The organism is Nocardioidaceae bacterium (assembly GCA_018672315.1).
Taxonomy (GTDB): domain Bacteria; phylum Actinomycetota; class Actinomycetes; order Propionibacteriales; family Nocardioidaceae; genus TYQ2.
Genome location: CP076053.1, coordinates 1,687,635 through 1,700,775 on the forward strand (window position 1 = coordinate 1,687,635; position 13,141 = coordinate 1,700,775).

The 13,141-nt window shown below is 71.3% G+C and carries 13 protein-coding genes; 8 read left to right on the forward strand and 5 right to left on the reverse strand.

Annotated features, from left to right (window positions below; all coding sequences use genetic code 11):
• Positions 1 to 537: 537 nt before the first annotated feature.
• From KLP28_07940 to KLP28_07960, 5 genes are all read right to left on the reverse strand, one after another.
• Entirely contained in the window at positions 538 to 1,785 is a 1,248-nt protein-coding gene (locus KLP28_07940; GenBank protein QWC86589.1) for an IS256 family transposase, read from the reverse strand.
• Positions 1,786 to 1,915: 130 nt separating this feature from the next.
• Positions 1,916 to 2,527 carry a hypothetical protein gene (locus KLP28_07945; GenBank protein QWC86590.1) on the reverse strand — a complete coding sequence of 204 codons (612 nt, stop codon included), beginning with the start codon at positions 2,525 to 2,527 and terminating at the stop codon, positions 1,916 to 1,918.
• 275 nt (positions 2,528 to 2,802) lie between these two features.
• Positions 2,803 to 4,161, reverse strand: coding sequence for a multicopper oxidase family protein (locus KLP28_07950; GenBank protein ID QWC86591.1), 1,359 nt, complete (start codon positions 4,159 to 4,161; stop codon positions 2,803 to 2,805).
• Between the two features lie 108 nt (positions 4,162 to 4,269).
• On the reverse strand, positions 4,270 to 4,515 hold the full coding sequence (locus tag KLP28_07955) for an SHOCT domain-containing protein (GenBank protein ID QWC86592.1): 246 nt from the start codon (positions 4,513 to 4,515) through the stop codon (positions 4,270 to 4,272).
• Between the two features lie 117 nt (positions 4,516 to 4,632).
• Positions 4,633 to 4,902, reverse strand: coding sequence for a metal-sensitive transcriptional regulator (locus KLP28_07960; GenBank protein ID QWC86878.1), 270 nt, complete (start codon positions 4,900 to 4,902; stop codon positions 4,633 to 4,635).
• A gap of 207 nt (positions 4,903 to 5,109) precedes the next feature.
• On the opposite strand from KLP28_07960, the gene KLP28_07965 reads away from it, so the two are divergent.
• The 8 genes from KLP28_07965 to KLP28_08000 are packed head-to-tail and all read left to right on the forward strand — an operon-like array spanning position 5,110 to position 13,138.
• Positions 5,110 to 5,451, forward strand: a complete 342-nt coding sequence (locus KLP28_07965; protein ID QWC86593.1) for an NADH-quinone oxidoreductase subunit A — start codon at positions 5,110 to 5,112, stop codon at positions 5,449 to 5,451.
• A complete protein-coding gene (locus tag KLP28_07970; GenBank protein ID QWC86594.1) occupies positions 5,442 to 6,479 on the forward strand; it encodes a hypothetical protein in 1,038 nt (345 codons plus the stop codon). Before KLP28_07965 ends, KLP28_07970 begins: the two co-directional genes overlap by 10 nt.
• A complete protein-coding gene (locus KLP28_07975; GenBank protein ID QWC86595.1) occupies positions 6,472 to 7,365 on the forward strand; it encodes an NADH-quinone oxidoreductase subunit H in 894 nt (297 codons plus the stop codon). Before KLP28_07970 ends, KLP28_07975 begins: the two co-directional genes overlap by 8 nt.
• The gene (locus KLP28_07980; protein ID QWC86596.1) at positions 7,362 to 7,970 is read left to right on the forward strand and encodes a hypothetical protein; all 609 of its coding nucleotides are present in this window, start codon (positions 7,362 to 7,364) and stop codon (positions 7,968 to 7,970) included. The genes KLP28_07975 and KLP28_07980 overlap by 4 nt, the downstream gene beginning before the upstream one ends.
• Complete coding sequence (locus tag KLP28_07985; protein QWC86597.1) at positions 7,967 to 8,290, forward strand: NADH-quinone oxidoreductase subunit K; 324 nt, start codon at positions 7,967 to 7,969, stop codon at positions 8,288 to 8,290. The genes KLP28_07980 and KLP28_07985 overlap by 4 nt, the downstream gene beginning before the upstream one ends.
• Positions 8,287 to 10,179, forward strand: coding sequence for a hypothetical protein (locus KLP28_07990; GenBank protein ID QWC86598.1), 1,893 nt, complete (start codon positions 8,287 to 8,289; stop codon positions 10,177 to 10,179). Before KLP28_07985 ends, KLP28_07990 begins: the two co-directional genes overlap by 4 nt.
• Before the next feature lie 3 nt (positions 10,180 to 10,182).
• Entirely contained in the window at positions 10,183 to 11,676 is a 1,494-nt protein-coding gene (locus KLP28_07995; GenBank protein ID QWC86599.1) for an NADH-quinone oxidoreductase subunit M, read from the forward strand.
• Positions 11,677 to 11,692: 16 nt separating this feature from the next.
• Positions 11,693 to 13,138: a hypothetical protein gene (locus KLP28_08000; protein QWC86600.1), complete on the forward strand. Its 1,446-nt coding sequence runs from the start codon at positions 11,693 to 11,695 to the stop codon at positions 13,136 to 13,138.
• The last annotated feature ends 3 nt before the right edge of the window (positions 13,139 to 13,141 follow it).

Below are 13,141 nucleotides of genomic sequence, written 5' to 3' on the forward strand. Positions count from 1 at the left end.
CGCAGGTGGGATGGCCGCCATGTCGGCTGTTGAGCGCTTCCAGGCAAGCAGGGCTTCCAAGACGCTCCGCGGTACTGGGCGGTCATCCTCACCGTGTCGGTAGCGCTGGTCACCATGGGGCGTGGCCGTCGGGATGATTCGTGAGATCTGACGCGATCATGGGTCTGAGTGGCGGTGATGAGATGAGGTCACGCAGCTGCTCGGCGTCGGGTCGCCAAAGAAGATCGAAGCGGTGTCGGCAGGCCGCAGGCGACGTCGGTCGGCGGCCCGGAGCGACCAGCGTGAAGTCGGTGGGGGTTTGGCCGGTTCGACGGCCGCCAGCCCTTCAAGCGCTGAGACGACCTCACGCACCCGTCGAGGCCGCGCGCCACGCTCGTCACCCGACGCCAGCAGTCGGTGAAGTCTCGAACTCGAGAATCTTCGACTCGCAGCGGTGCGCGTGATGGCCCGCGCGGGTCAGCCCCCGGCAGGTACTGCCTTCACAGGGGTCAAGTCCCAGGTAGTGGTGTAGCGCTGCGTTCTCCTTCACCGGGTGGTTCAGGCGGTCAGTGAGGGCAGGTCGTCGCCTCCGATCTGGGCGTCGGTGTCGAGGACGGTGGTGAGTCTGCAGCGGGTGAGGACCTCGAGGCCGAGGTAGCGGCGGCCTTCGGCCCACTCATCGGTCTGCTCAGCCAGGACGGCGCCGACGAGCCGGACGATGGCTTCGCGGTTGGGGAAGATCCCCACGGCGTCGGTCCGGCGGCGGATCTCTCGGTTGAGCCGCTCGGCGGGGTTGTTGGACCAGATCTGGGACCACACGTCCTTCGGGAACGTGGTGAACGCCAGGATGTCGGCGCGGGCGCCGTCGAGGTGGTCGTGCACCGCGGGCAACCGCTGGTCGACGTAGTCGATGAGGCGGTCGAACTGCGCGTGCACCGAGTCGGCGTCGGGCTGGTCGTAGACCGAGTGGAGCATCGCCTTCACCGCCGGCCACATCGCCTTCGGCGTCACAGCCATCAGGTTCGCGGCGTAGTGCGTCCTGCAGCGCTGCCACACCGCGCCGGGCAGGTTCGCTGCGACCGCGTCGACGAGGCCGGCGTGGGCGTCGGAGGTGACGAGCCCGACCCCAGCCAGGCCGCGGGCGACCAGGTCGGCGAAGAACTCGTTCCAGGCGGCCCCGGTCTCGCTGGTCGCGACGCGCATGCCGAGGACCTCGCGGTGCCCGTCGCCGTTCACGCCGGTCGCGACGAGCACGACGGCGTTGACCACGCGGCCGCCCTCGCGGACCTTCATCGTCAGGGCGTCGGCGGCGACGAAGGTGAACGGCCCGGCCCCGTCGAGGGGTCGGTGGCGGAACTCCTCGACGTGCTGGTCGAGCTCGACCGCCATCCGGGAGACCTGGGACTTCGAGAGCGAGTCGATGCCGAGCTGCTTGACGAGCTTGTCCATCCGGCGGGTCGAGACGCCGGCGAGGTAGCAGTCCGCCACGACGGTGATGAGCGCTGACTCTGCGCGCTTTCGGCGCTCGAGGAGCCATTCGGGAAAGTAGGTGCCCTTGCGGAGCTTGGGCACGGCGACGTCGACGGTGCCGACGCGGGTGTCCAGCGGCCGGTGCCGGTAGCCGTTGCGCTGAGACGTGCGACCAGCGCTGGGGCGGCCATACTCGGCGCCGACCACGGCGTCGGCGTCGGCAGAGAGCAGTGCGTTGATCATCGTCTGCAGCAGCTGCCGCAACAGGTCAGGGCTCGCCTCGCCCAGGGCTTCTTCGAGGAGGCCTGCAGGGTCGACAATGTGTGGAGCGGTCATCGTGGGGTCCGTTCGAGAGAGCTGTGAGAGGTGAACTCGAAGGATCACGTGGTGGCCGCGTCCTCGTCCGGCCCCATGCCGGTGACGATCTGGGCGACCTCGCGCTACACCACTATCGGGGACTCAACTTTCACAGGTCGACAGCGGTTGTGATCTCGGTCCAGGAGTCGCCCTCGTCTTGCGAGATCAGGATCGCGCCGTCGATGGCGGCGAACCAGCGTTTGCTCCCGGTTTCGAGCGCCTGGGGCGCTCCCGGCAGCCGACCCCGCGACACCCAGGTGACCCCTTCGTCGACGCTCACCTGCACGTCGCCGTCGGGTCCCAGACCGACGAGCGCCCCGGGCTGCCAGTCGACCAGCGCGAGCGGAGGTGCCGTCGCGATGCGCTCGGGGGCGCGGCCGGACTGAAGGCGACGGAGGCCGCCGCGAGGGTCGGTGTACAAGACGACGCGACGTCCATCGGGGTCGGCCGCGAGGTCGACTGCTGGGACGCGTCCCCACGACTCCCATCGCGTCCCGTCACGCGAGACCAGCAGATCGCCCGACTGCGAGTCGAGGCCGTAGAACGTGCCGCCCACTGTCTCCAGGGCGTGGAAGTCCGCTTCGCCGCTCAGGGACACCGGAGTCCAGGTCCGTGCAGCGTCGGTCGACTCGATCAGTCCGAGGAACGTGGGAAGGTCCTCGCGCAGGTCCGGGTGCCCACTGGCCAAGAATCGATCGGGCCCGGCGATAGCGAAGGCCATGGTGTCCTGGTAGCGATCGGCGACCCGACTGAATCCGTCCGACTCCAGCCGGAAGACGCCCGTGTGCGACGCGACGTACAGACGGTCGTCTGCTGGATTGACCCCTAGGCCATGGACGTGGGCGAACCGGGTCCCCTGGGCGACGCCCGCGTCGTCTTCACCATCGACGGAACACGAGGCTGCGAGGAGCATCGCGACTGCGGCCAGAGTCGGCGCTACCTTCCAGCGACGGAGCCCCGGGTGGCGTCGATGTTGCCGATGCGTGGACTGACAGGTCATCGCACCTCCACGACACCCATCATGCCTCGATCCTCGTGGTCGAGGATGTGGCAGTGGTACACGCTGCTGCCCGTGTAGTCATCGAATGCGATGAGCACTTTCACCTCACCATCGGCAGGCACGTTGACCACATCGAGCCGCCCCACCTCGTTCCGGGGAGCGCCGTCCTCTTCGATGAGCTGCATGGGCCACACGTGGAGATGGAAGGGGTGGTCCATCGTGCTCGCGTTGCGGATCGTCCACTCCTCGACGGCTCCGGCGTCCACGCGCTGATCGACGCGGTTGGCGTCGTACGCTCTGCCGTCGAAGCCGAAACTCATGCCGCCACCCATCCCCATCATTCCGCCGCCGGTGGTCAGCGTCAGGGTCCGTCGTCTGGCGACCTGCTCGTCCCTGAGGTCGCGGAGGGCAGGGGCCGACAGCGTGGACGCAGAGAGAAGCCCCCTGCCATCCCGACCCTCCCGGCTCGACCCGCTCGTCACGACGGTGGCCAGCTCCACCTCCGGCGACACGGACCCGCCGAACATCCCTCCCATGCCGGCCGACCGGTTCACGGCCGCCGATACCAGCCGGGAACTGCCGCTGCCGGGCGTCACGAGGAGATCCGCCCGGTTGCCCGGAACGAGGTCGACCGACCTGACGTCGCGCGACTGGGGGAGCCGGTGCCCGTCGCGGCGGAGCAGCTGCAGCGAGTGGCCCGGCAGGCCGAGGCTGAGGTAGCGCGAAGAGCAAGCGTTGACGATCTGCCACCGCTCGGTCTCGCCGGTCGTGAGCTGGAGCCGGGGCATCACCTGTCCATTCAGGAGCACCTGGTCGCCCTCGCGGCCGGTCATGTGCTCCTCCATCGAGCCGCTGCGGACGGTGCCGTCACCGCCCAGGGTGATGTCGGAGACCACGATGAGCCGAGTGCGTGCGACAGGGACCCCGTCGTCCGACCCCTCGATGAGGATGGCGCCGTACAGCCCGGAGAAGACCTGCTCGGCGACGCTGCCGTGAAGGTGGGGGTGGTACCAGAAGAGTCCCGTCGGGTGGTCGGAGGGGATGCGGTACTCGTAGGCCTGCTCCTCGCCAGGGCCGACGGTCAGGAAGACGTTGTCGCTGCGACCCTCGGGTGAGACGTGCAGACCGTGGACGTGCAGGTTGGTCGGCTGGTCGAGGCGGTTCACCAGCTGGAGGCGGATCGTCTCGCCGGGGCGCGCTCGCAGCGTCGGTCCGGGAAGTCCGCCGTTGTAGCTCATCGTGCGTGCGGCGACGCCCCCCACCTCGTGCTCGGTCTCGGCCGCAACGAGGCGTGCGTCGAGGGTTCCGCCCGTGCTGCTCAGGACGGGGGGCTCCCTCAGGTCCTGGCCCGTCACGACGTCGAGGGTGCTGCGCTGGACGAAGAGTCCGGTGGCGCCCGTGACGGCGCTCGCGACTCCGAGCCCACCCAGAGCGAGAAAGCGACGACGACCGACAGGACGCATTCAGTCGCTGCCCATCGCGCGCTTGCGCCGTTCGTAGTCCTCGTCGTCGATCTCTCCGCGCGCGTAGCGCTGGTCCAGCAGTTCGCGCGCGGAGAGCTCAGACGAAGACGAAGGCGCCTGGGAAGACTTCTGGTCCCCGGTCCGGCCGCTGACACCCCCGAGCAGCGCCCAGACGACGACCACGACGATCAGCACCAGACCGATCATCATCAACAGGCCGAATCCCAGACCGGCGCCACCGCCCATCACTGACGGTCTCGCCGGGTGGTCGAGTCGAGGTTCCGGCGAATGCAGGTGAGGCGGGGGCCTCCCGGGGGGTGTGACACTGGATTCTCCTTCTTGACGCGGCGTTAGCGGCTGAGCTCAGGACTTGACGAGGCGGGCGATGGCGTCCGAGGCCTCTCGGATCTTGGCTCGAGCTGCGGCGTCATCTGCCTTGGCGGCATCGACGACGCAGTGCTTCAGGTGCTCGTCAAGCAAGCCCAGCGCGACGGACTGCAAGGCCTTCGTCATGGCGGACACCTGGGTGAGGATGTCGATGCAGTACTTCTCCTCCTCGACCATCCGCTGCAGCCCGCGGGCCTGTCCCTCGATGCGGCGAAGCCGCTTGAGGTAGCCGTCCTTGTCGTGGATGTAGCCGTGCTGGTGGTCTCCAGAGGAGGTCCCTGCACCCTCGCCAGGCGTCGTGTCCGCCACATCGACCTCTCCCCGGCGACACCGCCCGGCCCGAGCGTGCCTGGGCGTCGGCTCGTTCACCTGCCGTGTTGTCGTATTGATACTATACCCCCGCATAGTATCCCTGTTTGGAGCATCCGTCGCAGAACCCCGAGAGGAGCTGTCGTGCTGAGTCTCGTCACCCTGCTGGCCATGCTCGTCGCGGCAGGCCTGATGCTTGCGGCCTTCCACTGGAGCCTGGCCGACGCGCGGACCCCCCTCCTGGTGCTGCCGCAGGCGTCGGGCCGCGTGCCCACCCAGCACGCCCTGTCGCGCTACCACCCGCGGTGGTACGCCGCGAGCGTGGTGTTCCTGGCCTTCGACGTGGAGATGCTCTTCATGTACCCGTGGGCCGTCGTCGTCGCCGAGCTCGGTCCCGGGGCGGTCATCGAGATGTTCGTGTTCCTCGGCGTACTGCTCGCCGCCGTGGCCTGGGCGCGCCGCGAGGGGGCCTTCCGGTGGGCCTGAGGCGACGACTGGTCTCCGCAGCGACCGTCCGACCCCGCGTGTACGTCGTCGAGTCGCCCGGCGGCGCGGCCGTACGCATGGCGGTCGAGGACGAGCTCGACCGCCGGCACTGGCTGGCCGCCGAGAGCCCAGCCTCGGCCGACGTGCTGCTGCTGGCCGGCGCGACGCCCGCCGCCCTCGTCGACGCCGAGCAGCTGCTGTGGTCCCAGCTGCCCGGACCCCGCACCCGCACCACAATCACGGATGCGCGTGAGGCCGCTCCGGCGTTGGACCGGGCACGGCGCGCTCTGCGCGACGCGGAGGCGGTGCGGCGTGATGCGCGCCAGCGCCCGACCGACCTGGTCGAGCCCTGGGTGAGCCTGGGTCACGACGACCACGCTGACACGTCCCACGAGCACGAGGACCACCACGATGGCGGCGGCGGCGACCACGACCACGAGGGCATGGACATGGCCCCGGGCGGAGTTCCGCTCGCCGGGGGCGCGGAGGATCGGGACGGACTCGAGATGGACGTGCTCGAGCACCCCCTGGGGCCCTTGCTCGACCGGTGGCCCGGGGGTCTGCAGCTGACCACGAGACTGCACGGCGACACGGTGGCTGAGGTCGAGGTGAGGTGGTGGGCGCGCACCGGTGTGTCGTCGCTCGCCGACGACCGCGGAGGAGCGACCGACGCGCTGGACGCGGTCGCCACGGTCCTGTCCCTCGTCGGCGACGAGCGCTGGGCCCACCGCGCTCGCCGGAATCGCGCGGAGGGATCAGGCGGCCCTGCGGGTCGCGACGCCCCGGGTCTGCGGCGGCGCTTGAGGAGGCTCAAGCGCCTGGGGGTGCTGCCCGGCGAGGCGGTCAGCACGCTTCTACGCCAGCTCGACGGTGACGCGGACCCCCTGGACGACGACGACCTCGTGGCGGTGCTCGCCGGGCGCGACCTCGGCGACGTGCGTCTCCTGGTCGCCTCCTACGCGCCGCTCCTGCACTGTCGTCCGCACGGATCGCCGTCAGACCTGACCGAGCAGGGCAGCGATGCCTGAGCTCGCCGTCCTCGTCCTCGTCCTGGCCCTGGCGTGGACCTCCAGCGCGGTCCGCGCCGTCGCGACCGGTCGTCCGCTCCCGATATCGGTCAGCCACGGCCCCGTCGAGGCGGTGCGTCTCGTGCGGCAACGTCGGCGACGCACCCTCGCGGCCGACCTGCCCCTGTGGCGGCTGGGCGCCTGGGGCCTCTTGCCGACCGCTGCGCTGCTGCTGGCGCTGGTGCCCTTCGGGGACGAGGCGCTGCTCGCGAGCCCCGTCGGCGTGGTGTGGACGAACACCCTCGACATCGCCGTCTGGGGCCTGGTCTGGCTTCTCGGGTGGGGGGCCAACTCGGTGGTCGGTCTGGTCGGGGGCTACCGGTTCCTCGCGTTGGGGCTGGCCTACGAGCTGCCGCTGATGTTCGCCATCGTCGCCCCGGCGCTCGCCGCGAGCAGCCTCGACCTCGCCGCCATCGGGGCCGCCCAGACCGGTCTCTGGTACGCCGTGTGGATGCCCGTGGCGTTCGCCGCCTACCTGGTCGGGGTGCTCGGCTTCGCCGTGCTGGGCCCCTTGGCCGCCCCGGCTGGGTCGGAGTCCACCTGCGGCGTGCTGGCCGAGCTCTCGGGACCCGATCTCCTCGTGGCTCGTCTCGGGCGTCACGCCTTGCTGGGTGCCGGCGCGGCGGTCGCCGTGCCGCTGTTCCTCGGTGGGGGAGCGGGGCCTCTGCTTCCCGCTGCGGTCTGGGTCGTCGTCAAGGCGCTGGCGCTGACCGCGGGGCTCGCCTTCGTCGCGGGACGACTCCCCGCCTGGCGGGTGCACCGGTTGATGGAGCCCCTGTGGACCAAGCTGCTGCCCCTGGTCGTGGCGCAGGACCTTGTCGTGGGGGTCGTGGTGGTGCTGCGATGACGACGTTCGCGATCGACAGCAGCGTGCTGGTCGACGTGACCTTCTGGGTCTGCGGGGTGGTCGCCGTGGTGGCGGGCGCCCTGGTGTTCGTGTTCGACTCCATGGCCCGCGCGACGTATGCGCTGATGACCTCGTTCCTGGCCACCGGTGCCGCACTGCTGCTGATGCAGCAGGACTACCTCGGCGTGATCGTGGTGCTGATGATGATCATGGAGATGGCCGTCATGGCCGTCTACATGATGATGTTCATGGGGATGAACCCGGCCCTCATGCCGATGAGCATGGTGCACTCCCACCGCACCGCCGTCGGTGTCGCGGTCGTCACCTTCGTCGTGCTGGGGTCCGGCGCCGTGCTCGTGCCGTGGCCGACGCGGCGCGGTGCGCCCTCGCCGGACGTCACGGCCGCCCTGGGTCGGGCGATCATGGAGAGCCACATGCTCGTGATGATGGCCGTGGGCCCGGTCATGGTCGGCACCATCGTCGTCGGTGTCGTGCTGTCCTCCGCCCGCAGCCGCTACGACCGGTTGGGCGACGACCTGGACCAGCCCCCGTCGGACCCACCTCGCGTCGGTGGCGGCTCCACCGGTCAGAAGGCCTCCCGATGACCCTCGAGACCGTGCTGCTCATCGCCTCCGCCCTCGTCGCGGTGGGGCTCTACGGTGCCCTGTCCCAACAGGTCGTCGTGATGGTGATGATGGGCCTGGAGCTGATGATCGCCGGGGTGCTGCTCGCGCTCGGGGGCCTCTGGTGGTTCCTGTCCCCGGACCCCTCCGGCCAGGTGCTGCTGCTGGTCGTGCTCGCCGCCATGACGGTCGAGATGGCCACCGGGTTCGCGGTGGCGACCCTGCTTCACCGGCGCGCGGGTGCGGACATGACCGACATGCTCACAGACCTCCACGAACGCGTCGCGGACGGTGAGGCGTGACCGCGATACTGCTCACGGTGCTCCTGGGCCCGGCGCTGGTCGGGGCAGTGCTCGCACTGCCCGTCCCGGTGCCCGGCCGCGACCGGTTCGCACCGTCGCTCGGTGTCGGCGTGCTCGGGGTGAGCGCCGTGGCGTCGTACGCGGTGGTGGACGCCGGCACCACCGTCACCGCTCCCTTCGTCGCCGGGGCCGACCTCGGGCTCGCGGCGACCGGCCCGGCCCAGGTGCTGCTGCCGATGATCCTGGTGGTCGCGATGCTGGTCATGGTCGTCGCCACCGCCGTCGCCGAGACCCGTCAGGCCCGCTTCGTCGGCATGATGCTGCTCTTCGCCGCAGCCGCGACGCTCACGGTCCTCGCGAGCACCCTGCCGACCCTGCTCCTCGGGTGGGAGCTGATGGGAGCCGCGTCCTACGCACTGATCGGGTACCGCCACCGCGACCCGGGTGCGGTCGGGTCGGGCGCCACCGCGTTCCTGACCACCCGGGCGGCGGACCTCGGGCTCTACGTCGCGGTGGCGGCGGCACTGGCGGGGCGGACCGACCTGAGCCTGGACGCGCTGACCACGACGAGTCCCGGCTGGCTCGACGTCGTCGCCGCGGGGGTGCTGGTCGCCGCACTGGGCAAGGCAGCGCAGCTCCCGTTCTCGTTCTGGCTCTCCCGCGCCATGGACGGGCCGAGCCCGGTGTCGGCGCTGCTGCACTCCGCCGCCATGGTCGCGCTCGGCGGCTACCTCCTCGTGAGGCTCTCACCGCTGCTCGCGGCCACCGGCTGGGCCGGCCCGGTCACCGCTTGGGCCGGGGTCACGACCGCTGTCGCCCTGGGCCTCGTGGCGCTCGCTCAGACCGACCTCAAGCAGCTCCTCGCCGCCTCCACGGCCGCCCAGCTCGGGCTCGTGGTGATGGCGGCGGGGCTGGGAGCCACCGCCGCGGGAACGGCCCACCTCGTAGCTCACGCAGCCGTGAAGTCGCTGCTCTTTCTCGCCGCCGGTGCCTGGCTGCACGCCCTGGGCAGCAAGCAGCTCACCACGCTGTCGGGCGCCGCCCGGCGCTGGCCGGCGCTCGGCGCGGTCACGGTCGCCGCGCTGCTCGCGCTCGGCGGCCTGCCACCGCTCTCGCTGTGGGCCACCAAGGACGCGGTGCTGGCCGCCGCCCACGGGGAGTCGCTCGCTCTCTACCTCGCCGGACTGGTCGCGACCGTGGTCGCCGTGGCGTACGCGACGCTCGCCCTGGTGACGCTGCTGCGGACGCCTCCCTCCGACCTCGGGCAGCTGCCGGTCCTCGACGACGAGCTGCCCGGCAGCCGCGTCGTGCCCCGCCGCGTGCCGGCGGCTTCGACGCCGCTCGCGGTTGCGGCCGTGGCACTCGGCGTCTTCGTCCTCCCCGAGGTGCTGCAGCGCCTGCCCGGCCGGGTGCCGGCGGAGCCGACGACCGACGAGCTGGTCCTCTCGGCCGTGGTGGTGCTGCTGGCGGGCGCTGCGTCCGTCGTGTGGCTGCGACGCCGGTCCTCGGGTCCCGGCACGGCACCGCCTCGTGGACGGGCGCGCGCCCTGCTGCACGGGTGGCTGCACCTGGAGCAGGTCATCCACGCGCTCGTCGTACGCCCCACCCTGCGCGGAGCCGACCTCGCGGCGCGTGTCGACGACCGCGTGCTCGCCGCGCTCGTGACCGGTGTGGCCACGGGCGCGTTGCGGCTGGCCCGTGGCACCGACCGCGGGGACGCCCAGGTCGACCAGGGCGTCCGTGCCGTCGCCGCCGGTGCCCGCGACGGGGGCCGACTGGTGCGGCGCCCGTCCTCGACCGGCCAGCTCCACCACTACTACCAGCAGCTCGTCGTCGCGCTGCTCGTGCTCGTCGTCATCGTGTCCGCCCTCGTGCTCCTCGGAAGGTAGCCCGTGCTCTCCGTCCTGGTGTTCCTCCCGCTCCTCGTCGCCGTGGGACTGCTGTGGCCCGGCATCGGCGACCGTCTCGCCCGCCGGGCGTTCCTGGTCGTCACCGCGATCGAGGTGGCCGGCGTCGTCGCGCTGTGGACGGCCTACGAGAACCCCGGCCCCGGCCGCCTCGCCTTCGAGGAGCGGGTGCCGTGGATCCCCGGCATCGGATCCAGCTACCACGTCGGCCTCGACGGGCTGTCGCTGCCACTCGCGGCGATGACGACGGTCGTGTTCCTCGCCTGCGCGGTGTTCGCGCTCGCCGAGGACCAGCGTCCCCGCCTGCAGGCCGCCCTGTTCCTGTTCCTCGAGACCACGTGCCTCGGCGTGTTCGCCTCCGCCGACCTGATCCTCTTCTTCGTCTTCTTCGACCTCTCGATCGTCGGGATGTACCTCTCCATCCACGGCTGGGGACACGGTGACCGGGCCCGCTCGGCCCTGCAGTTCTTCCTCTACACCTTCCTCGGGTCGCTGGCGCTGCTGCTCGGTTTCGTCGGGCTCTACATCGCCTCGGCACCCCACACCTTCGACATGGTCGAGCTGGCCTCGTCACCGCCGTTGCAGGGATCGGGGACGACCGGCGTGCTGGTGCTGGGTGCGATCCTCCTGGGCCTGGCGATCAAGACGCCGACCGTGCCGTTCCACACCTGGCTGCCGCCCGCCCACACCGACGCTCCCGCGATCGGCTCGGCGGTGCTCGCCGGGGTGCTGCTCAAGCTGGGCACCTACGGGTTCGTCCGCATCGCCATGCCGATGCTGCCCGAGGCGTTCCGCGCCTGGGCCCCGTGGCTGATCGGCGTCGGCATCGCGTCGGTGCTGTGGGGGGCGCTGGTCGCGCTCGCACAGACCGACCTCAAGCGGATGGTCGCCTACACCTCGATCAACCACATGGGCTACGTTGTCCTCGCCCTGGGGGCCGCCGGCCTGGCCGCTGACGGGGGCGACCAGACCGAGGCGCGACGTACGGCGGTCTCCGGCGCCGTCACCCAGATGGTCAGCCACGGCCTGCTCACCAGCGCGCTGTTCCTGCTCGCCGGGGTGCTCTGGCAGCGTCGGGAGAGCTATACGATGAGGGAGTACGGAGGCCTCGCCGTGCCGGCGCCACGCTTCGCCGCCCTGCTGGGCATCGCCGCCCTCGGCTCCCTCGGCCTGCCGGGCCTTTCCGGTTTCGTCGCGGAGCTGCAGGTCTTCGCCGGGAGCATCGCGACGACCCCCGTCGCGGCGGTCGGGTTGGTGGGGATCCTGCTGATGACCGCCGTGATGCTCCGGGCGGTGCAGCAGCTGCTCACCGGGCCGGTGGGCGGACTGTCCGACGGGTTCCCCGACGTACGAGCCCGGGAGTCGGCGCCGGTCGCCGGGCTGTTGCTCCTCTCCGTCACGGTCGGTGTTCTGCCCCGCCCGCTGCTCGACCTCGTCGAACCGGCGGCCGCTGTCGTGGTGTCGCTGGTGAGCAGGTGACCTGGCGATGAACGGGATGACGGCGGACACCCTCGCGCTGCTGCCCGAGCTGTGCCTGCTCGTGGGAGCCATCGGCTGCCTGCTCCTGGGGTCCTGGACTCCACGCTGGCGTCAGCGCCGCGTGGCGGTGGCCGCCGGGGTCGCCGTGGCCGCTTCTTTGCTGGCGACCGCGGCCGGCCCGGCGGGGATCACGGCCCAGACGCAGTCGGCCTTCTCCGGCACCTTCGCCGTCGACGCCACCACGGACGTGCTCCGCCTCGTCGTCGGCCTCTCGCTCGCGGTGCTGCTCATCCTCGCCCGGGCCGAGATCCGCGGTCATGCGCGCGAGTCCGAGGTCTACGTGATGCTCCTGCTGGGAGCACTCGGGGTGATCCTGGTGGGAGGGGCCACCGACCTCGCGGTCCTCGTGGTCGGCTTCCTGCTGGCCAGCATCCCGCTCTACGGCCTGATCGGTCTGTCCGCAGGGTCCTCGGCCCCCGAGGCGGCGGTCAAGACCTACTTGCTCGGGGGGCTCTCAGGCATCCTGATGATGCTCGGGGCCGCCGTGCTCTACGGCCTCGGTGGAGCCACGTCGTACGAGGCGCTCAGCCGACTCGAGGAGGTGTCCTCGGCCGCCGCGGTCGCTGGCGTGGTGCTGCTGCTGGTCGGGCTGCTGTTCAAGGCGGGCGCCGTGCCGGCGCACCCGTGGGTCCCTGACGCCGTCGAGGGGTCGTGGACCGTCACCGGGGCGTTCCTCACGACCGTGCCCAAGCTCGGTGCCGTGCTGGCGATCGCGCGACTCCTTGAGGTCCTCCCCGAAGATCGCACCTGGCCGCTTCTGATCGGGGCGATCGCCGCGGCGAGCATGACGGTCGGCAATCTCGCGGCGCTGGGGCAGCGAGACGTACGCCGGCTGCTCGCGTGGTCGACGATCAGCCAGGTCGGCTACCTGCTCGCCGCCGCAGCCGCCGTCACGGGTTCCGATGACGCGCTGCCGGCGCTGCTGCTGTTCCTCGCCGCGTACGCCGTCACCAACCTCGGCTGCTTCGCCGTGCTGGCTGCCGAGCCCGAGCGTCGCGCCGTCGCTGACTGGCGCGGGGTCGGCCGGTCCCGCCCGGTCCTGATTGGAGCGCTCGGCGTGGGCGTCCTCGGCCTCGTCGGGACCCCGCCGACGGCGGTGTTCGTCGCGAAGCTGCTCACCATCGCCGTGACCTGGGAGGCCGAGTTGCGGTGGCTCGCGGTGATCGTCGCCCTGAACACCGTGCTGAGCCTCGCGTACTACCTGCGGTGGCTCGCGGCGTGCCTCAGCCAGGCGACGTCCGGGGCCGAGGGCCGGGACGGGGGTCAAGGTGTCTCGCCTCCGACGGGCGACCCCGGACCGCTCCTCGCGGGACGCACCGCCGGACGGCTGGCTGTCTCGTGCGCGGCCGGCGCGGTGGTGCTGGGTCTGGTCGCCGGGCCCGCGCTGACTCTCACGAGATGAGTC

Coding starts and splice junctions, on each gene's coding strand:
- KLP28_07940 (QWC86589.1), bottom strand. CDS start 1,785: ATGACCGCTCCACACATTGTCGACCCTGCAGGCCTCCTCGAAGAAGCC.
- KLP28_07945 (QWC86590.1), bottom strand. CDS start 2,527: ATGGCCTTCGCTATCGCCGGGCCCGATCGATTCTTGGCCAGTGGGCAC.
- KLP28_07955 (QWC86592.1), bottom strand. CDS start 4,515: ATGGGCGGTGGCGCCGGTCTGGGATTCGGCCTGTTGATGATGATCGGT.
- KLP28_07975 (QWC86595.1), top strand. CDS start 6,472: ATGCCTGAGCTCGCCGTCCTCGTCCTCGTCCTGGCCCTGGCGTGGACC.
- KLP28_07980 (QWC86596.1), top strand. CDS start 7,362: ATGACGACGTTCGCGATCGACAGCAGCGTGCTGGTCGACGTGACCTTC.
- KLP28_07985 (QWC86597.1), top strand. CDS start 7,967: ATGACCCTCGAGACCGTGCTGCTCATCGCCTCCGCCCTCGTCGCGGTG.
- KLP28_08000 (QWC86600.1), top strand. CDS start 11,693: ATGACGGCGGACACCCTCGCGCTGCTGCCCGAGCTGTGCCTGCTCGTG.